This window comes from Candidatus Nebulibacter yamunensis, from assembly GCF_024208055.1.
Taxonomy (GTDB): domain Bacteria; phylum Pseudomonadota; class Gammaproteobacteria; order Francisellales; family Francisellaceae; genus Caedibacter; species Caedibacter lacustris.
Window position 1 is genome coordinate 71,846 of sequence record NZ_JAMBMW010000006.1, and the last position, 19,668, is coordinate 91,513.

The 19,668-nt window shown below is 37.8% G+C and carries 16 protein-coding genes; 13 read left to right on the plus strand and 3 right to left on the minus strand.

The window, feature by feature from the left end; genetic code table 11:
* Window positions 1–24 precede the first annotated feature (24 nt).
* The gene (gene atpD, locus M1V25_RS04255; RefSeq protein WP_498842540.1) at window positions 25–1,401 is read left to right on the plus strand and encodes a F0F1 ATP synthase subunit beta; all 1,377 of its coding nucleotides are present in this window, start codon (window positions 25–27) and stop codon (window positions 1,399–1,401) included.
* Window positions 1,402–1,412: 11 nt separating this feature from the next.
* On the plus strand, window positions 1,413–1,865 hold the full coding sequence (locus M1V25_RS04260) for a F0F1 ATP synthase subunit epsilon (RefSeq protein ID WP_116963604.1): 453 nt from the start codon (window positions 1,413–1,415) through the stop codon (window positions 1,863–1,865).
* 112 nt (window positions 1,866–1,977) lie between these two features.
* Here M1V25_RS04260 and M1V25_RS04265 read toward each other — a convergent pair whose 3' ends face one another.
* Window positions 1,978–2,799, minus strand: coding sequence for an amino acid kinase family protein (locus M1V25_RS04265; protein WP_116963605.1), 822 nt, complete (start codon window positions 2,797–2,799; stop codon window positions 1,978–1,980).
* A gap of 273 nt (window positions 2,800–3,072) precedes the next feature.
* On the opposite strand from M1V25_RS04265, the gene ssb reads away from it, so the two are divergent.
* The 9 genes from ssb to M1V25_RS04310 all read left to right on the plus strand — a co-directional run bounded on the left by ssb (window position 3,073) and on the right by M1V25_RS04310 (window position 16,455).
* On the plus strand, window positions 3,073–3,588 hold the full coding sequence (ssb, locus tag M1V25_RS04270; RefSeq protein ID WP_116963606.1) for a single-stranded DNA-binding protein: 516 nt from the start codon (window positions 3,073–3,075) through the stop codon (window positions 3,586–3,588).
* Between the two features lie 2 nt (window positions 3,589–3,590).
* Complete coding sequence (locus tag M1V25_RS04275; protein ID WP_498842531.1) at window positions 3,591–4,193, plus strand: M15 family metallopeptidase; 603 nt, start codon at window positions 3,591–3,593, stop codon at window positions 4,191–4,193.
* Between the two features lie 50 nt (window positions 4,194–4,243).
* Complete coding sequence (locus M1V25_RS04280) at window positions 4,244–4,969, plus strand: ester cyclase (protein ID WP_498842532.1); 726 nt, start codon at window positions 4,244–4,246, stop codon at window positions 4,967–4,969.
* Window positions 4,970–5,258: 289 nt separating this feature from the next.
* Window positions 5,259–6,653 (plus strand): MFS transporter, encoded by a 1,395-nt coding sequence (locus M1V25_RS04285; RefSeq protein WP_116963609.1) that lies wholly within the window; start codon window positions 5,259–5,261, stop codon window positions 6,651–6,653.
* A gap of 365 nt (window positions 6,654–7,018) precedes the next feature.
* Complete coding sequence (locus tag M1V25_RS04290) at window positions 7,019–7,771, plus strand: class I SAM-dependent methyltransferase (protein ID WP_116963610.1); 753 nt, start codon at window positions 7,019–7,021, stop codon at window positions 7,769–7,771.
* 307 nt (window positions 7,772–8,078) lie between these two features.
* Window positions 8,079–13,844, plus strand: a complete 5,766-nt coding sequence (locus M1V25_RS04295; protein WP_498842533.1) for an Lcl C-terminal domain-containing protein — start codon at window positions 8,079–8,081, stop codon at window positions 13,842–13,844.
* 29 nt (window positions 13,845–13,873) lie between these two features.
* Complete coding sequence (locus M1V25_RS04300; protein ID WP_116963612.1) at window positions 13,874–14,440, plus strand: Lcl C-terminal domain-containing protein; 567 nt, start codon at window positions 13,874–13,876, stop codon at window positions 14,438–14,440.
* A gap of 110 nt (window positions 14,441–14,550) precedes the next feature.
* Window positions 14,551–15,156, plus strand: a complete 606-nt coding sequence (locus M1V25_RS04305) for an Lcl C-terminal domain-containing protein (protein ID WP_116963613.1) — start codon at window positions 14,551–14,553, stop codon at window positions 15,154–15,156.
* Between the two features lie 198 nt (window positions 15,157–15,354).
* Window positions 15,355–16,455, plus strand: a complete 1,101-nt coding sequence (locus M1V25_RS04310) for a PDDEXK nuclease domain-containing protein (RefSeq protein ID WP_239986740.1) — start codon at window positions 15,355–15,357, stop codon at window positions 16,453–16,455.
* Window positions 16,456–16,742: 287 nt separating this feature from the next.
* On the opposite strand, the gene M1V25_RS04315 is transcribed toward M1V25_RS04310, so the two are convergent.
* The gene (locus tag M1V25_RS04315; RefSeq protein WP_498842534.1) at window positions 16,743–17,078 is read right to left on the minus strand and encodes a type II toxin-antitoxin system PemK/MazF family toxin; all 336 of its coding nucleotides are present in this window, start codon (window positions 17,076–17,078) and stop codon (window positions 16,743–16,745) included.
* Complete coding sequence (locus M1V25_RS04320) at window positions 17,075–17,329, minus strand: AbrB/MazE/SpoVT family DNA-binding domain-containing protein (protein ID WP_116963615.1); 255 nt, start codon at window positions 17,327–17,329, stop codon at window positions 17,075–17,077. The genes M1V25_RS04315 and M1V25_RS04320 overlap by 4 nt, the downstream gene beginning before the upstream one ends.
* Window positions 17,330–17,547: 218 nt before the next feature.
* Between M1V25_RS04320 and M1V25_RS04325 the strand changes: the two genes are divergently transcribed.
* Both M1V25_RS04325 and M1V25_RS04330 read left to right on the plus strand, forming a co-directional pair.
* Window positions 17,548–18,222 (plus strand): protein-L-isoaspartate O-methyltransferase family protein, encoded by a 675-nt coding sequence (locus M1V25_RS04325; RefSeq protein ID WP_116963616.1) that lies wholly within the window; start codon window positions 17,548–17,550, stop codon window positions 18,220–18,222.
* A 24-nt stretch (window positions 18,223–18,246) separates the two neighbouring features.
* Entirely contained in the window at window positions 18,247–19,635 is a 1,389-nt protein-coding gene (locus tag M1V25_RS04330; protein WP_116963617.1) for a TolC family outer membrane protein, read from the plus strand.
* Window positions 19,636–19,668: the final 33 nt, after the last annotated feature.

A 19,668-nucleotide genomic window follows, 5' to 3' on the forward strand; every position in this document is an offset into this window, starting at 1 on the left:
GAGAATGTAAAAGAGGACATAAAAATGAGTATGGGCAAAATTAGCCAGATTATTGGTGCGGTGATCGATGTTACGTTCCCACGTGATAATGTACCAAAAGTTTATGATGCGCTAATTGTTAAACAAACAGATTTAACGTTAGAAGTTCAGCAAGAAATTGGTGATGGTGTGGTACGCTGTATCGCTATGGGCTCATCTGATGGCTTAAAGCGTGGATTAGAAGTAAAAAACACCAATGCTCCGATTTCTGTGCCTGTCGGTCATGGTACATTGGGTCGCATTATGGATGTATTGGGTAATCCAATTGATGAATGTGGTCCAATTCAGTGTGATGAAAAACATCCGATTCACAAAAAAGCACCAGCTTTTGAAGATCAAGCATTAAGCGCAGAGATTTTAGAAACGGGTATTAAAGTCATCGATCTGATTTGTCCATTTGCTAAAGGTGGTAAAGTTGGTTTGTTCGGTGGTGCGGGTGTCGGTAAAACCGTGACGATGATGGAACTTATTAACAATATTGCAAAAGAGCATAGTGGTTTTTCTGTGTTTGCTGGTGTGGGTGAGCGTACGCGTGAGGGCAATGACTTTTATCATGAAATGAAAGATTCTAACGTGTTGGATAAGGTATCTCTCGTATATGGTCAGATGAATGAGCCTCCAGGGAACCGTTTACGCGTAGCGTTGACAGGATTGACAATCGCTGAGAATTTCCGTGATGAAAATCGTGATGTACTGATGTTTATCGATAATATCTACCGCTATACGTTAGCAGGTACGGAAGTATCAGCACTATTAGGTCGTATGCCTTCGGCAGTGGGTTATCAGCCAACGTTAGCTTATGAAATGGGGGTGCTTCAAGAGCGCATTACATCGACTAAAACAGGCTCAATTACTTCTGTGCAAGCAGTATATGTACCAGCAGACGACTTAACAGATCCATCACCTGCAACAACCTTTTCACATTTGGATGCAACAATTGTATTATCTCGTCAAATTGCAGAGTTAGGTATTTATCCTGCGGTTGATCCACTTGATTCAACTTCACGTCAGCTTGATCCGCTTGTAGTTGGTCAAGAACACTATGATGTTGCACGTAAAGTACAACAAACGTTGCAGCGTTATAAAGAGTTAAAGGATATTATTGCAATTCTTGGTATGGATGAGCTTTCAGAAGATGATAAGCTTGTTGTGACGCGTGCGCGTAAGATTCAGCGCTTTCTATCCCAGCCTTTTCATGTGGCAGAAGTCTTTACTGGGAATCCCGGTAAATACGTACCATTAAAGGACACAATTGCAAGCTTTAAAGCGATTGTGGATGGTGAATATGATCATTTGCCTGAACAAGCTTTCTATATGGTTGGTACGATTGAAGAAGCGATTGAAAAAGCTAAATCTATCTAAAGGTGGATGCTATGAATAATAAACTCATCCATGTTAATGTGGTTAGTCAAGAAGGCTCTGTTTATAAAGCCGAGGCTAAAATGGTTAGCTTACGTGGTTCAGAGGGTGAAATGGGTATTGCTTATGGACATACTCAGCTTTTGTCGACTCTACCACCAGGTGTCGTCCGCATTGAACGTGAAAATGATGAAAGAGACACACTTTACATTTCTGGTGGTGTGCTTGAAGTTCAGCCTCACCAGGTCATCATTCTTGCTGATGTGATGGAGCGTGCTAAAGATTTAAATGAAGCAGCTGCTGAGAAAGCACGTCAACAAGCACAAGAAGTATTAAATAAAGCCAAAGATATGGATAAGCTTGAAGTGGAGGAGGCACGTCAAATGCTAGCTGAAGCGGAAGCACGTTTAAAAGCACTTAAAATCTTGAAAGGTGTTAATGCTTACTACAACGACTCTGATCGTTAATGTTGTGAGAGTATTTATAAGGTAGTAGGTATTAAAACGCTTTATCTAAAAAGCGTCGATGTGTTAAGAGAGTCTGCAAAATCTTGAAACGAATGCTAATAAACCGAGCTTATTAGCATGATGCCTGCTGTAATATCAAGATGTCGAGCAAGGTGTTTGGTTGCGGTCTATCTGCAAACTGCGTATGCAAAGTGCCGACACTTGTGTAATTATCACTGTTGAGTTTACCAATCTGAAAGGTCAGACAATGTGCTTTTGCCCATAGGATTGCTTGCGTTTGAATGACTTGAGTAGCTTTATCTTTTGCACAATCATAAGTAAGACTTTCAAAACGTATTGCCTTAGGATGTTTATTAGGATCAAGATCATATACTCCATCGACATCTTTTAATAAAATACAACATTTAGCTTTAAGCTTATGAGCAATAAAAAGTGCGCTTAAATCAGAGCCGCCGCGACCCAGTAAACATGGTTCGTTTTTATCGTTATTTGCAATAAAACCAGGAACGACAATGACTTGTTGTAAAGCCAAAAGTGTGTTGAATGCTTTGGAATTTATGAACTTTGGTGTGGCATCGTTGTAGTCACCTTCAGCGATAATAGGGTTAGTAATGAAATCTGCTGGAATTGTTTGTTGTTGAAGTTTCTGAGTCAGATAAGCAACAGATTGCAATTCTCCAGTTGAGAGCAAAAGAGCATGTGCTTTGGTACTTACTTGAGTTTTTGTGCATACAAAAGTTTGCTCGGATCTAATCAGGTTGTCAGTGGTATTGCCGATAGCAGAAACAACGGCAATAACTTTATATTTTCTATCGAGAAAACGTTTAATTTCTGTTACTGCATTACAAAAACAGTCAAGTGATTTTAAAATAGAGCTGCCAAACTTTAAAACGACGATTTCAGGTGGGAAACTGCTACAGCGATATTGAGTCATGTCTTTAAACCTTTTGTTTGTATGTTGCAACTGCCAAAACTTGATCTAAATTCTGAATGATATTAAAAGGATCTTCAAGCCCAACAGACAAATGAGCAAGTCAGTAATCAATATCAAGTTTTTTGTGTCCTTTCTCGAAATGGGTTCATGTATCATTGTGGCAGCTAAAGTTCAAAACTAGAAAGTCTTGAAAATGGTTCAAGTTGGGTATATTAAAATATAGGCATATGATAACATGCCGTGGATGAATTTAATTAAACCTAAAGGTGAAATATGGCTAAAGGTACAATCAATAAAGTAATATTATTAGGGCGTTTAGGAGCGGACCCAGAAATTCGTTATATGCCAAGTGGGATGTCGGTTGCAAATTTACGCTTAGCAACAAATGATGGCTATAAGGATCGCCAAACAGGTCAGTTTATTGAAAACACTGAATGGCATCGTGTTGTTGTATTTGGTAAGCAAGCAGAAGTAATTTCGCAGTATACACAAAAAGGCTCAATCATTTATATTGAAGGTCGAATTCGCACTAACAAGTGGCAAGATCAAAATGGTCAAGATCGTTATACAACTGAAATTGTTGCAACTGAAATACAATTAATTGGTGGTCGTGGAGATGGTCAAATTCAAGATTCAGCACCTGCTCAACCACAGCAGTCTCAAGCACAATTTGCTCAGCCATCAGCGCAACCAGCAGCACCTGCATATAACCAACAGGCAGCTCAGAATCAAACGCCACCAGATATCAATCAATTAAATGATTTTGATGATGACGAGATCCCATTTTAATTATGCTAAATGAATTTATCACGCTAACAGCAACAGATTCCATTTATTGGGATATTAAATATAGTCATAATGGGAATATTGTTGGACGCAAAATTAGCGGTTATTATGCAAATAAGTGTATGATGACGAAAAGTTGCTTTAGTGCACTGCAAAAAGTCACGGCTTCAGCTAAACGCTTAGGATATAGTTTATTAATTTGGGATGCCTATCGCCCTAAAAAAGCGGTAATCGATTTTTGGCACTGGTCTCAGAATTTAAGTGATAATGGTACTAAAGCACAATATTATCCTAATTTGTCTAAGGGTGAGTTATTTGCCAAAGGCTATTTCAATAAAACCTCAAACCATTGTAGTGGTAGCACAGTCGATTTAACATTAATAGACAAAAGTGGTAAAGAGCTTGATATGGGAACGTGCTTTGATTTTATGGATCCATTGTCACATCCACATAACTTGTGTGTTTCTAAAGTTGTGCAAGGTAATCGTAAACTTTTGCAAGGCATGATGATAGATGCAGGTTTTGAGCCAATAGACACTGAATGGTGGCATTTTCGCTTATCTGATGAGCCTTTTGAAAATCAAATGTTTGATTTTGATATTATTTAAATTAGTATTGATCCATTAATTTGCTGATCAAAATAAGGATGTGAATCAGGATGGGTAACAATGTTGAAATTAAAAAAAGCAAAGATTATCTGGAAGCGGTGTTGATGGACCAAGACAATTCAGCACTAGCTGAATTTTTGTTGCCAAATTGTTTGGCGTTAACCGACTATGGCATTGCCTTTGGTCAAGAAGAAATTGCAATGGATTTGAATTTTTTCTTCCAATCAATAGATGTTAAATCGATTAAATTCTCCGAACAAATGCATTGTGCTGATACTACTATCATTACATTTTCGGAGCGCTGTCAACACATTGGTGAATTTTGCGGAGTGGAAGCCACAGGTAAAGATTTTATTTTTAATGCAACGATTGCACTTCGTTGGCAAGAAGGCAAGATTCGAGAATATTCATTAACTCCAGATGTGAATGGTATGCTCAATCAATTAACGGACAATAATACAGCCACTAAAATTATGTTAGCTTTATCTGAATCAAATAATCGCTGTTACACCTTGTTGACCAAGTTGTATGCCTTCGTGCATGAAAAAGGACTGTGCTTAACCAAACAGCAACTCAAGTGCTTAGCATTACATTTTGAGGGCTATAGTGCTGTGGTCAGTGCACGTATTTTAAATTGTTCGATTGAGACGGTTAGAACGCACATGAAAAATATTCGTGAGTTGTATCGAAACGGCTTTTTAGGTAATATTGAAAATTGGTTTAAACAGCAAGGTTTGTACAGCTATATGCGCCGCTACGCTAAGCTTATGCGTTAATTGTAAGAAGTTTCTTACTCTGAATGAAGTATGCCGCCAAACTAGGTAAAAACTTGCATCTTCGACACTTTAGTCCTGAGTGTAAACTCCTTTTAGGAAAAGCAGGTAATATGGTTGAAGCTAATGTTTTAGAGGATCCAGATTATCATGTCGCTTCTAATAAATTGGGATAAAATATTTTGTAAATAACTTTAACATTACTTTAACATAAACATTATTTTTTTTAGGGACTCTGCTTTATATTCCTTATAAGATAAATCTCGGGTTAACAAAAATAAGGAACTTTTATATGCTGATCAAAAATAAACCGGTCACACTCACTTTCTTCATAACTCTCTTTCAAACTATGAGTACAGGAGTGATGTTTAGCTTAACTGTTTTGTATTTAACTTTATCACTTAATGTCAGTGAGGCAGAGGCATATATGCTTAACACTGCTTTATTCTCGCTATTTTACTGCTTACCGCTTATCTCTGGGATGGTTGCTGACAAGTTTTTAGATGCCAAACGTACACTTATTATTGGACAACTTTTTAGTATCGTTGGTTTTTTCACTTTAGCGAGCATGGGCACCAATATGCTTGTTGTGAGTTTAAGCTGTATTGCCATTGGTGGGGCTTTTTACTTACCTAGCATCTGGAAGCTTTTGCATAGCTGCTTTCCTGAACACAATAGTAAGCGATCATATTATTTTACCGTTGCCTACATCAGCCTTGCAACAGGAGGGATGATTTCAACTTTTAGCTCTGGATTTATTGCGGATCATTTTGGTTATCATACCGCTTTTTATATTGGTGGAATTTATAATGTCATCGCTTTAGTTTTGTTTATTTTATTTCACCGAATTTACCCACGCTCGTCCTATCAGTTTTCTTTAGCTAAAATCGGCTATAGCGTTTGTATACTTATCCTTACCTTTGCGGCTGTTCATTACCTTATTCAAAGACCAAACACTGCTGCGATGGTTATTTACATTGCTGCAATTGCACTATTTTTTTACTTTTTATATCTTGCCAAAACTGCCGATAATGCCAATCAAACAAAGGGGATTCTTAAGTTTGTAATTTTATGTTTAATCTGTGTGACTTACTGGAGCATTGCCACACTGTCGCAAACTAACATTACCTTATTCTCTCAATATAACCTTAATCGTTATATTTTTGGAATTATTTATCCAGCTGGTTCTGTTATTACTTTTTGGTATATCAGTATGTTTATCTGTGCCATTGCGGTCAGTACGCTATGGTATCGCAATATCAAGCACAATGCCTTTGATTTGAAATTTTTTATTGGACTTGTTGTCACTGCTATAGCAGGTATCACCATTCCTATCTCGATTGGCTTATCAGCCTCAGGCGCACAGGTTGCATTTTTCTGGATCATTATATTTTTCTTTTTCTTGGGTTTTGGAGAAATTCTTATTCATCCAAATGGCAGTGCTGCCGCTGGAGAATATATCACAGAAAAAAACAGGGGATTTGCACTTGGTGCTTGGGAGTTTTCAAGTGGTTTAGGTGTTGCTATTTCAGGGAAGCTCTCAATACTTACTATTACTGATGATAAGCAAACAAATCTCTTGCTGAGTAATCAAGCTTATAGTCGCACTTTCCTGTATATCGCGATTATTTGCTTTGCTTTTGGGGTTGTGACATATCTTGTTAATCGGCTACTCAAAACGCACTAAGCGATACTTTATATGGATTTTTTATCAGCAGGAATCCCCTTCCTTTAGGGAGGGAGGATGTCAAATCTGAGTATTGCGCGATTTTTACTAATATCCACCAATATCCCCCGATATCCCCCAATATTTTGGTATTACATTATATTTATGTTTTGCTATCATAGACCCAATAGCAGATGCTAGTAAATGTTGTTTTTGCGATGGGGGTCGACAAAGTACAGCGTTTCTGAGAATATGCAATAGCATGTTTTCAGAAGCTGTCTGTGCTTTATGTATATGTTTGTAGATTATACGTATTTTTAAAGATAAAATTATAAGAATATGTTATACAATTTTATAAAAATTAAAAATACAGATGGAGTGACTAAATGGCCACGATTCACACACCTAAACAATATGCCGAAATTTATAAAATCTTGCAAAAACATGACAACTCCAAGCAAATTATAACCCATATCCAAAACACTATTTTGCCCTATATTGAAAAGCAGTATTTTCTTGATATTGGTGCAGGAGAAGGCAAAATAACTCAGCATTTTATTTCACAATTTCAAAATAATACAGCGATTGAACCTAACTCTAACTATACAAAAATACTACAAAATTTTCCCCAATTGACTGTCATCAACGATATCTTTCAAAACACTTTTCTGTCACACAAGTATAACTTTATTTTATGTTCTCACGTTATGTACCACGTTGCAGAGCAAGAATGGGAAAGGTTTGTTTTAAAAGCCTATGATCAACTTGAAGAAAAAGGTAGATTGATGTTTGTAGTACCCTCTGACCAAGGTGTGCATTATGATAAATGTATCAGCTATAACCCGTATTACAAATGCTATAAATTATTGAAAAATATTGCACACAAATATGAGATCCCCTATCAGGTTACAATTGATAAAGCATTTTATAATACAGAAACCTTGGAAGAAATGTATCAAATTTGTCGCTTTTCTATCGTTGAAGATAGCTTTAATTATGACATGTACCAACAGTTGCTTAACAATGGCATAGCTGAATTTGATAGAGATGTGCTAAATTATGCAAAAAGTACAAAAATTAACGATACACTTTATTCACTTGTCATTCATCCTGCTTTTGTTACCTTATACAAAAGTTAGCCCATCAATATTGAGAGTCGTTACAAGTCAATTTTCGTTATATTTTACTCTTGTTTTCAACTACCTTGTTAATCCCTATTGAAATCAAAACCTCTTGTCTCACACCGTTAACCACGTTAGCCAACAAAACCGTTAGAATGACCCGTTTTAATGACTTGTTGATAGTAAATTTAGTGCAAAGGCTGTTATGGCTTGTAAAAGGAGAGCAAATAGAAACCAGTAATTTTAGTTAAATTATTACGGTTACTAAGGTGTATAAAATTAATTTATACTATCGCTGGATTAAATTTTAACATGGATTATGGAAATGGTTATAAAAAAGTATTTTGCATATTTATTGGGGTGGGTTTTTCTTTTATCAGGCTGCGGTGGTAGCGGTGGCGGCAGTGAGGATGTATCTGCAATTAAAATAAAGCAAGGTATAGCTTTGCCAGATGTGATAAAACAAGATAGTGAAGCGATTGGTATTGTTGAGATAGGTTATGAAACAAATCGTGATCAATTTACGATTGCAACCAAGAGTGACAGTCAGCGTCTTATGATTGATAAGGATAAGATTAAACTGGAAGGCGAAGGAGTCAGAATAGCTTGGGACTTGGTTAATGATTCATCCTGTGTTAACAAGGAAAGGCAGTATGTTGAGCGCAATGGTAGTTGTAATTTACCTATTCAGATTAACAGTCAAAAGCTCGGTGTTCATTCGATTAACTTACAGGTGACCACGCGTGATGGCAAGACAGCAGAGCAATCATTTAAGATAGAGGTGGTAGAGCCATTTTCACCTAAGCTTGGTAGCAGTGCTATGATAGTCAATTATCTTGATCCTGTCCTAAATGGTATATATGGTCATAGTGATAGATCCGTTTTGCTATACAATGCGGGGAATAAATTAAACAATGTGCGCGTTCTGGATAAAAAAACTAAATTAGTGTTACATAGGGCAGTTGAATTAAAAGCCGGTGAATTAAGTAAATTACGATTTGATGGACAACTGGAGTTACCTTTTGGTCTGTCTCCTTCATTAGATATTATGGCAGCAAACTTGCGTGAGAATTTCAAAGTGAATTATTTGCCGCATGATTGGCTAGCAACGCGTGTTAATCACCTTGAAATTACCAAACCTGGGCAAAGTAAGCTTGCTTTTGAAGTTTTGCAACCAGGTTTTGAAGTGGTGAAAATAAGTTTTGACTTTGAAGGTGAGGGTGTAGCGTTAGCTGATAAGCCCTTCAATGAAGGCGACCCATTAGAGTCCACATTATATAATTTTACTTTTTCAGTAGCAGATGATGCTTATGGAGCGGGGGACTTGACAGTTACATTGCGTCGTGATGGGCACGATGTGGAATATAAAAGTAAAGTTACTGTTCAACCGATTAGTTTAAAAGTTGAAGCAGCAGATGAAGTATTACGCGAAGCTGGACAACTTTATACAATAAAGGTTACCAATCAATCGGCATTTAACTGGTCAATTTCACAGGATAAATTTGAGCTTGGTGGATTAGCACCTCATGCAATGTGGGATAATACAGTTCTTGATAATTGTCGTGATCTATCTTACTTGGCAGCAGGTGGAAGTTGTAATTTACAACTAAAATATACTCCTGATGTTAATAACTTGCGTACAGGCAATTATGCGTTGAAGATAAAAGATGATATAAGACTTCCGAAAACGCAAAGTGTAGATATCAAGGTGATTCAAGGGAATCAGAAGTTGCATGTCTATGCACCTGTAAAGCTGTCTGAAAATGATTATAAACTGGAGATTTTTAATAATGACAGTAAGAATGTTGATGTCACATTAATTGGTAATAATCTTGATTTTATCACGGCTCAAAATTGTGGTCTTATAAAACAAGATGATAGTGTTAAGGTAACAGTGTCTCAAACAAGCTTATGTACAGTTGAGCTTAGAAAGTCAGATGTCAACACTGAAGCAACATTAGAGTATGACAGTGAAAATGGTAGAGGTAAGTACTATTTCTTACAATCAGAGCAGTTATTGTATATCTATGGTAAGGCAGTTGTTGTTTATGATGTCAATAAATATGGAGAATTTATAAGGATTGATGAAAATCAATATCCTGTGAAAATTCAGAAAGTACAAGATATTGTGGCAAAAGAAGATGAGCTATATATTGCAACAGATGTTCCGGGTGTGTTGTATCGCTATAAGGATAATACGATAACTGAGTTTATCCATATTCCAGACAATAGTTTTATTCAGCATATTGAAAAGGGTGCAGCAGATGATGTTTTAGTGGCAGTATCTTTTAACCCGTTTGAGGAGCAAAACAATTTCTGGCAGATTAATTTGCAGACTCGAAACGTTGAGCTAATTGCCAGCTTTTCAGGATATATCAATCGTATTAAAGGAATTGAAGCAAATGAGTTTCATATTGTTGGTACGGATCTTATCTATAACAATCAGACATCAAATATACTGGTTTTAAAGGTTGATAAAGACAGTAGTAAAAGTGGTGTAATGATTCCTCCGCTTCCGGTTATTATGCAGAGCGGACCGATATTTGATGTTGCTCACACGAAGGATACTTATTATGCAGCCAGTATTTTTGGTGAGCATTCTGGATTGATCGAGCTTCCTTATCCTTTGGATGCCAATAATACTGTGAAAGCGCAAACGGTGGTGATGGACGATACATTTTATAAGGAAGGAGGATATGTATCACAAGTAGATGCAAGTATTGAAGGAGATGCTGTTTATGCCTATGGCTGGCTGAAAGACAATCAATACGTTTTGATGCAAAAGAAACAAGGTCAAGTTAAGCCTATCCCATTGAGTAGCTATATAAGATACATTGTGCCTATGTCAGATGGGCTATATTACAGTGCAACTGAAAGTAGTGGGAATAATCATTTTATTTCTCGCTGGAAGAATAAGGAAGAAGAACAAAAAATTATGAGTCAAAACTTTACTATTTCAACAACAGAAAATGTGTTGAAATTGAAAAGACACCATCAGGAAGTTGTTTCTTCGAATGCATTTTCGGTATTATTGCCTGCGTCGTTGGAGATAACAGAGCGTAAAGAGCATCTATTACAAGCAAAAGAATTTGTATCTAGAAATATGGATAGTCATGCAATAGATTATGTTTGGTCAGGAGAGGTGGGGGTGTTTAACCCAGATGCAACAAATCAAGCAAGCATTAACTTGACTGCACCAGCTTTTAACCCAAGAGAGAACAATCAATATAATGTTAAGCTTTTAGCAACTTTGGATAATGAACAGCAAGCGCTAGAGACAATAGTAGAAGTACTTGTGGATCCAAATCTTAAAGGCAGTGTAGCGATTAGTGGAGATACTGAGGTTACAGAGAATAACGAAGTGACATTGAGCGCAAGCTATAGTGCCCCGAGTGATTCACCTGCACGTTTACCGAAAGCGGATGGATATAGCTGGACTGTACCAGCGGGTTGGAGCGTGGTAGGCGCAAGCAATCAAGCGACGCTTACAGTAAAAGCGCCGAACTGGAGTGCGACTCTTACAGCGGGATCGTTTAGTGTGACTGCGACGGATGATGCGAATATTACAACGGATAGCTCAGTAGCGCATGGTGTAACGGTTAAGCATGATACGAACTTAAAAGGCAGTGTAGCGATTAGTGGCGCGGCTGAGGTGATTGAAAATAACACGGTGACATTAACCGCGAATGTAACAAATCTTCCTGCTGGTAGAGAGATTCAAGTGGATGGATATGACTGGAACTTACCAAGTACCTGGAGTGTTGTGGGAGATAAGAATAAAAAGGACATTACTATAAAAGCTCCACGCATGACTTTAGATCAAAATATAAGCAATATAAATGTTGTAGTAGACGCAACGGATAATGCAGGTGTAAGAACATCTTTGGCTGTGAAGCGAATGACTATCAAGCCAGATCACAACCTTTTGACGGTAGATGCAGGTTTTGGTGATAATGCAATAGAAGGAAGTACGAAGAATTTGGCTGCAACGGTGAGTGGAAGCGGTACTGCGCCGTATAGCTATCTTTGGACAAACAATCAAGGTATTACTATTACAAATGCAAATCGAGCGTTCTTTGCGATGTTTACAGTGCCTATCCTTACAGCTCCCAATGAAGACTACACCTTTACGGTGACGGTAACAGATGCGGTAGGTAGACAAAAGAGTGCAAATGTAACTTACATAGTAACGCCAGATAACAACCGCTTGCAGGTAAGTGCAGGTACTAATGGTTTTGTACAGGAAGAAATGGAACAAGCGTTGAGTGCAAGCGCAAGTAATGGTACTGCACCGTATCAATACAAGTGGACGACAACAGATGGGGTTAGCATTACAAATCAGAACGCCCAAAATGCGACATTTAAGGCACCTACATATAATGCAACTGGTAATAATCGCTACACATTTAATGTGGAAGTGACTGATGGAGTTGGTAGGAAAAGAACCGCTGTGGTGACTTATGATGTTGAGAAAGTCACAATTAATATCACCAAGGTAGTAGCGCTTCCAAGCGTTATGATGAAGGGTGTTAGCTATCCTTTTACTTATGAATTTAAAAATACCTCAAAGGTTGCTATAAAAGGAGTCCACGTAGAGTATGATGGTAGTTCGGGCGCTGTTACTAATACTGTTTCACATGGCTGTAGAGGGGAGATGGCTATAGGTGGATATTGTGAAGTAACTGGTGTATTCACACCACGAAATTTACGTACAGCGATGACACGTTTTAGATTGGGATACAATCAAGGTATGGGTAGAAAGTTTGTTTCTTCACTTGATCTAAGTGCTGTCTACGGTTTAACCACCCCAGTTGCCCCTGTATCAGGCAGTGTCACTTCATCCAGTCAGCAATGGCCGGCTAGACGATTTGAAGAGGCGACTAACAGTATTGGTCAAGCTTGTAATGATGCGGTATATGATAAATTAACAGGATTGATGTGGAGAAAAGATGGTCGCAATGGCTCGACATCATGGAATGCAACTTGGCCTACTGGGACAAGTGAAGGATCCACGTGTGGTTATACTGACTGGCGTCAACCTAATCTAAATGAACTGCGTAGTTTGGTGAATTATGGTCATCCAGGAACCCCCGCATCATGGTTAAATGCCAATGGGTTTAATAATATTCAAAGTGAGTATTGGACAACTACGGAATATGGTCCTGACAATACTAAAGTGTGGTGGATAGATATGACTAACGGTCAATTAAGTGTAGCCGCTAAGAGCAATAGATCTTATGTGATGGCTGTTCGTGAAGAGCGCCCTCCGGTTACAGTTACGACAGTAACGCCAATTCCAGAGCAAACGGTTGTGGGTGAGAGCTATCCTTTTAGGTATGTTGTTACTAACTCTGGTGTATCTTTTGCAGTTGGTGCACCTGTATCAGCTTTAAGTATAACAGGGCAGCATACTGATAATGGGACTGTACAATTAAATTCTGGCAATGGAACATGTGAAGATAATATGGTATTAAACTTCAATCAATCTTGTGAGGTAAGTGGTGTATTTACGCCATCCACCCCGGGTGTGCAGAATGTCGGCTTTTTAGTAAAATATAATTTGGGTCTAGGTGGTAGGTATAAAAAGACGACTAGTACAGTCACCACGGCTAAATCTAAAACCTCCCCAATTGCGCCTCAACCAGATGCAGCTACTTTCCCGAATCATCAATGGCCTGAGGGAAGGATTAAATACTTGGGTTTCTGTACTATGATGGGCTCTGGAGGAATCCCTGTATATAGATGGTATGATAACTTAACAGGTTTAACGTGGCACGTGAGTTTTAGGTCGATTATGTGGCAGGAGAGCAATAATATTAGTAGTATTAGTACTGAGAATAATTGTGGTGCGATGACAGGTTTGCGGTTACCTACCGTAAATGAGCTACAAAGTTTAGGGAACTTTGGTTATGCGGGAACTCCTTTTGTATGGTTAACTGATGTCGGGGGCAGTGGTTTGGTTGGGACTTATTGGACAAGTAGCCCTGTTGCGCTCTCAAATACTTATGTGTGGGCAGTTGATATGACGAATGGTAAAGTAGTTGAGAAGCTAAAAACTGATTCTGCTTACGTAATACTTGTTAAGGCTTAATAAAAATTAATAAATGCTAGGAATATAATATGAAAAACATTCAGCATAGAATAATAAAAAAAATTGGCTTGCTTTCAACCCTGCTTATTTTCTTGGGAGTGGCAAGTCAAAGCTTCGCTTATGATGTTGTGATCCAAGCGGATGATGCAGCATTTCGCGGTGATGGACAATGGCCAACCCCTAGGTTTGTAGAGGCAATTGGAGCAGATGGTGTGCCTTGCTCTAGTTTACTACGTGATAAATTAACGGGTTTGACATGGCGAAAGAATGCTTATGAGGGTCGCACAAATTGGCAGGGTGCAATGAATTTTGCAGCGAACTTTGCAAAGGATCATCCTATTTCTGCGTGTGGTTATACGGACTGGCGCGTGCCCAATATTAATGAGCTTCGAAGCCTAGTGAATTATGGCGCTCAAGAGCCAAACATATGGTTAAATGCCAATGGGTTTAATAACTTTCAAGATACTGCTGGTTATTGGACAAGTACGGAATATGGACCTGACAAAGATCAAGCCTGGCTCGTGGATATGGGAGAGGGTGGCACTTTTTTCGCTCCTAAGCGCAATGGACGAGCTTATGTAGTGATTATTCGTTGATTAACAACGGTCATTGAGTCATTTGATGATTTATTTTAATTGCTTTGTAAGTAAAAATTGAAACAGAATAAATAGGTACAAAAATCGATAGAGTTTTTAAGGAATATGCGATGAAAAGCATTCAGCACAAAATAATAAAAAAAATCGGGATTGTTATGACCTTGTCCATGACCTTAGGCATTGGTGAGTATAGCTTTGCGGCGGCTATCGTTCAAGATGTCAAGCCAGGTGGTATGGGTTTTGGAGGATGGCCAAATCCCAGATTTGAAGATGCAGTTAAGGCAGATAGTACACGTTGTGCTGACGCAAAAATAGATAACTTAACGGGGTTGATGTGGCAACATAATGCTAGAAATGGTGGACATACTTGGCATCATTTAACGAACGCTGCTACAGGTGCCAAAACATGTGGTTATACTGATTGGCGTTTACCTGACTTAGGTGAAATGTTAAGTTTAGTGAATTATGGAAGCGCTGGTACACCAAGAGATTGGTTATTGGGTCAAGGATTTTTTTATGACATTCCAGGGGATGCTTATTATTGGACAAGTACAGCAAATTCGCAAAACAGTAATCAGGCGTGGCTTGTTGATATCATGAATGGCAGTACACGAGTACACAATAAGGGTAGTTATGAAGTCGCTACTTCTCCAACAACAAGGTACACCTTTGCCTGGTATGTTCGTGGACCCAAGAATCCGCATTTGATTTTGTAATTATGTTTATGACGTTTTTTGTATTTAAAGAAGGGGAATATGATCGATAAATGCACACTAGTGATTTGTTTTGCATACTTTTTACACAACTATAAACATTTAACAGCATTATTTAGCATAAGCCACCTGATTTACCTAAAATGAACCGCGTATTTACCGATATTGGTCATTATAGGAACTTTATAAAGGACAGCTGACATGACAGATAAAATACCAACAGAAATAAATGCTTCAAAATCTGATATGCTTTCATCAGAAGGCACAATTGATTTATTTCATGACGTTACCAAACTTATTGAAGAAGCTCGTAATCATGTTGCCAGAGAGTATAATTCAGCTCAAGTGCTACTTTGCTGGCTGATTGGCGAGCGCATCAATGATCGTTTACTACAGTCCGATCGAGCTGACTATGGTGAAATGGTAGTAAGTTCTTTAGCCGACCAACTTAAAGTGAAGTATGGTAAAGGTTATAGTCGAGCAAACTTATTTCGTATGATCAAATTTGCTAAGTTATATCCTGATCGCAAGATTGTCTCAACGCTGTCGCGACAATTATCCTGGTCTCACTTTGTGCTTATTTGCGGTATTGATGATTACTTAAAACGAGACTTTTTTGCTGAAATGTGCCGTGTACAGAAATGGAGCGTTCGAGCATTGCAAAAGCAGATTAATGGAATGCTTTATGAGCGTGTTGGTTTAAGCAAGCAACCAGAGGGGGTAATTAAAGCTCAAATTAGCCAACTTAAAAATAACGATGAAATGACGCCAGAGATGACATTTAAAGAACCTTACTTTTTGGATTTCATTGGTGCTCATTCTTATGCTTCAGAGCAAGAACTCGAAGATTTGATTTTGCAAAATATCACTGAATTCCTGCAAGAGATTGGAACTGATTTTTGCTTTGTTTCTAGACAAAAACGTATGAGTACTGGCAAAAAGGATCGGTATCTGGATTTATTATTTTTTAATCGTCGACTGCGCCGCCTTATTGCCATCGATCTTAAACTCGGTGATTTTGATCCAGCTTATAAAGGGCAGATGGAATGGTATTTGAACTGGCTGGATAAAAATGAACGTCTTGACTACGAAGAAAAGCCTATGGGCATTATTTTATGTGCAGGCAAAGATCATGATGATATTGAATATCTTGAAATGGATAAAACCGGCATTCATGTTGCTCAATACCTAACAGAATTACCACCTAAAGAAATCTTAGAAGAGAGTCTACGCAAAGCGATTTCAACCGCAAGAGAAACCCATATTAAGCGTCTATTACTAGAGGATAGGCGTGATGATTAAATTAAACTCTTACCTTAGTGTGTAATAAGTCTCAAATTCTTGACTATCCATTTTCTCCTCAATATGAGAATTAATGCTTTGACCAATGTATTTATTGCTCATTTAAAACCTCCATCATACGTTTCTCGCTGATTCCACGATCATTGTTTTTTGTATTTTGAGTTGGGTAGGGATTATTGCTTCAGCGAGTGTTTAACACATCCTGTATTACTTCCTCTGCACCGAGTCTAACCCTTTAAGCAGCGATGATTCAGATAGAGAGTTTACTATTGTTAGATTAAGGGGTATTACGACAATATTACCTTAGAAATTTTGAGGACCTCATCAAGGCATGTTTTGGGGCACGTTTCTATTTTTTCAGCATTTCTTGATTTAAAATCCATTGAGCGAATCTGAAATGTTAAAATACTGCCTTTTGTTTTACATTTTCCGGGAAGTGTAACTTCAAATTTATTGCTCCGTTGCACACTTGTAATTGGAGCAACAAAGGTAAACCCCGTGTGATCGTTAAAAACAGCTTTTGTTAAAACAAGTGCTGGTCTGCGTTTCATTATTTCACGACCAAGGCTTGGATCAAAATCAAGCCAGATAATATCTCCTTGGTCTGGAATATATTTTTTCAAATCTCTTTTCCTTTTGGCTTGGCTTGAACCCACTCTTTATCTTCGTCAAGAAGCTTAAAACTATCTTTTGGGCTTTCAGCAAGCATTTTTTCTAGACTTAATTCTTCTTTTTTAGGTATCAAAATGATTTTATTATCTTCAACATGGATATCAAGCTTATCACCCGTATGCAAGTTGAGAATTTGAAGTATTTTTTTAGGGATGCTCACAATACTCGCACCACCTGATTGTCTAAGTGATAGTGATGACATTGTATTTATTCTCCAAGTTTTTTTGTTATATAAAAGTATAACTCAGATTCATACTACTTTCATTCGTTATTTTATAAAACACTGCCGACATTGTTTGAATATCCAATGCGATAAGTTTAGAATAAGCCGCAGGAAAAAAAGCTACGTTAAGCTACTAGGCGCGTGTAAACGGTATCCTAAACAATAGATGCGACATAGTGGCAATAAAGGTCTCTAATATGAATATTGAGCTTGCAAAAGAAAACATGATAAAACAGCAAATCCGTCCCTTGGGTGTGCCATATGGGGATTTATTGAGCACAATTATCGATACGCCAAGAGAAATATTTGTACCAAAAAGTTTTAAAGAATTGGCTTATTCTGAGGTCGAAATTTTGCTTAATCACGGTCAAAAAGAGCTTACGCCTCAAACGGTAATTAAGATGTTGCAACAACTTGCCCCTAAAAGGCATGAAAGGGCTTTGGAACTAGGTTGTGGTTGTGGCTATTTAACCGCTTTATTGGCTAAACTCACTAAGCTTATCGATGTGGTAAGTGAACACGAAGATATGTTAAATCACGTTAAAAATGCTTTAAAGACGATTGGGGTATACAATGCAAAATATCACCTTGGTGTGACAAAAGATGCTAAAACATTGACTGAACTTGTTGGATTGGATGTAAAATTTGATGTTATAGTGGTGCATAAATATCTTACTGTATCGCCTGAGAATTATCTAAAATACTTAGCAGGAAATGGGCGAATGCTATACTTTTTAGCCAAAGGTGGCTATGCTAAGGCGGTTTTGATTCATAAAAACGTAGATGGTTCATATCATCAAACATCAACGTTTGATGTTTATGAAAATGTAGATAAGAAAATGCAAGCAAAAAAAGCAGTATTTAAATTTTAATAATGGATCACGATAGGTTAGCGGATGAAAAGAATTACAATACTATTAAGTGGATTATTAATGACTGGATTAGCGTTAGCTAAGATAGACACGATGGATGCTGATGTAGAAAAAACAGCTTCTCTACCACAAAATTTGTCACAGATTTATGCACTTGCACAACAACATAATGCACAATATTTAGCAGCAGAAGCGACATTTAAATCAACTGAGCAAAACGTACCACAAGCTTTAGGTAAGCTATTGCCAAATATTACCGCAAGCTATAATGCACAGAGTAACTACAGCCAAACTGTGGATGAGTCAACGGGTGCTAAAAACAAATATTTTACTCAAGCGCCTAGCTTAACAGCAACACAAGCACTCTTTAATTGGGGAGCGTGGGGAGGATATAACTATGCAAGTTATCAAGCTAAAGCAGATGCGATTACTTTTGTGATTGCGCAAGCAAATTTAATTATTTTTGTTACAAGTGCATATTTTGCGGTATTACAAGCAGAAGACAACCTTGCTTATGCACAAGCAAATGAATCTTGGAATAAAGAATTGCTCAATCAAACGCAAGAAAAATATAAAGTGGGATTATCGGCTATTACCGATGTCCAAGCAATTAAAGCACAATATGAACAATCAGTAGCGGTAACTGTGCAAGCTAAAAACAACTTAGCGACAGCGTTTTCGCAAATCAGTCAAATTATCGGTGAACAGGTGACATCGATTGAAAATTTAAGTGACAAATTCCCATTCGACAAACCACAGCCAGACAATATGGATAAGTGGCTGCAAATTGCATTAAAGCAAAATAATAATATTGTACAAAATCAATTTTTAGTGGAGGCAGCTCAAGCGGGTGTAAGTGGTTTATGGGGAGCATTTTTGCCTGCGGCAGAGTTAAATGCTTCTTTGTCACGTAACTTAAATTACCAAAATAAAAACTATACGTCAGGGAGCACAACTTCAGCAGCTGGTGTTGGGGTGAGCTGGAATCTTGTCAATGGTGGCAGTGACTATGCGGCATTAAAATCTCAACAATATACAGCAACAGCGACCAAATATACTTTGCAAGAAACACAGCGTGCAACGGAAAGTAAGCTAAAAACAGCTTACCTAACCGTGTTATCCGACATTGCTCAAGTAGAGGCCTACAAGCAAGCAGTTATTGCAGCAGAAGCTTCTGTTAAAGCGATGAAAGCAGGTTATGATGTAGGAACGCACACTATTGTCGATCTGTTACAACAACAGCAACAACTCTTCCAAGCCCAAAGGCAATATGCTCAGGCAAAATATGCTTATATCAATGATTTATTGACTTTGAAAAATACAGCTGGGGTATTGAGCTATAAAGACGTTGATGCAATCAACAAATGGTTAACTGCTGAGAAAGTATCAACACAAAGTAGCAGTATGATTTAATGACAAAGAGAGTATATAAAGAAAAGAGAAATA

Bases quoted from the DNA above. Each gene is read 5' to 3' on its own strand.
- atpD (WP_498842540.1), top strand. From the start codon at position 25: ATGAGTATGGGCAAAATTAGCCAGATTATTGGTGCGGTGATCGATGTT.
- M1V25_RS04260 (WP_116963604.1), top strand. From the start codon at position 1,413: ATGAATAATAAACTCATCCATGTTAATGTGGTTAGTCAAGAAGGCTCT.
- M1V25_RS04265 (WP_116963605.1), bottom strand. From the start codon at position 2,799: ATGACTCAATATCGCTGTAGCAGTTTCCCACCTGAAATCGTCGTTTTA.
- ssb (WP_116963606.1), top strand. From the start codon at position 3,073: ATGGCTAAAGGTACAATCAATAAAGTAATATTATTAGGGCGTTTAGGA.
- M1V25_RS04275 (WP_498842531.1), top strand. From the start codon at position 3,591: ATGCTAAATGAATTTATCACGCTAACAGCAACAGATTCCATTTATTGG.
- M1V25_RS04280 (WP_498842532.1), top strand. From the start codon at position 4,244: ATGGGTAACAATGTTGAAATTAAAAAAAGCAAAGATTATCTGGAAGCG.
- M1V25_RS04285 (WP_116963609.1), top strand. From the start codon at position 5,259: ATGCTGATCAAAAATAAACCGGTCACACTCACTTTCTTCATAACTCTC.
- M1V25_RS04290 (WP_116963610.1), top strand. From the start codon at position 7,019: ATGGCCACGATTCACACACCTAAACAATATGCCGAAATTTATAAAATC.
- M1V25_RS04295 (WP_498842533.1), top strand. From the start codon at position 8,079: ATGGTTATAAAAAAGTATTTTGCATATTTATTGGGGTGGGTTTTTCTT.
- M1V25_RS04300 (WP_116963612.1), top strand. From the start codon at position 13,874: ATGAAAAACATTCAGCATAGAATAATAAAAAAAATTGGCTTGCTTTCA.
- M1V25_RS04305 (WP_116963613.1), top strand. From the start codon at position 14,551: ATGAAAAGCATTCAGCACAAAATAATAAAAAAAATCGGGATTGTTATG.
- M1V25_RS04310 (WP_239986740.1), top strand. From the start codon at position 15,355: ATGACAGATAAAATACCAACAGAAATAAATGCTTCAAAATCTGATATG.
- M1V25_RS04320 (WP_116963615.1), bottom strand. From the start codon at position 17,329: ATGTCATCACTATCACTTAGACAATCAGGTGGTGCGAGTATTGTGAGC.
- M1V25_RS04325 (WP_116963616.1), top strand. From the start codon at position 17,548: ATGAATATTGAGCTTGCAAAAGAAAACATGATAAAACAGCAAATCCGT.
- M1V25_RS04330 (WP_116963617.1), top strand. From the start codon at position 18,247: ATGAAAAGAATTACAATACTATTAAGTGGATTATTAATGACTGGATTA.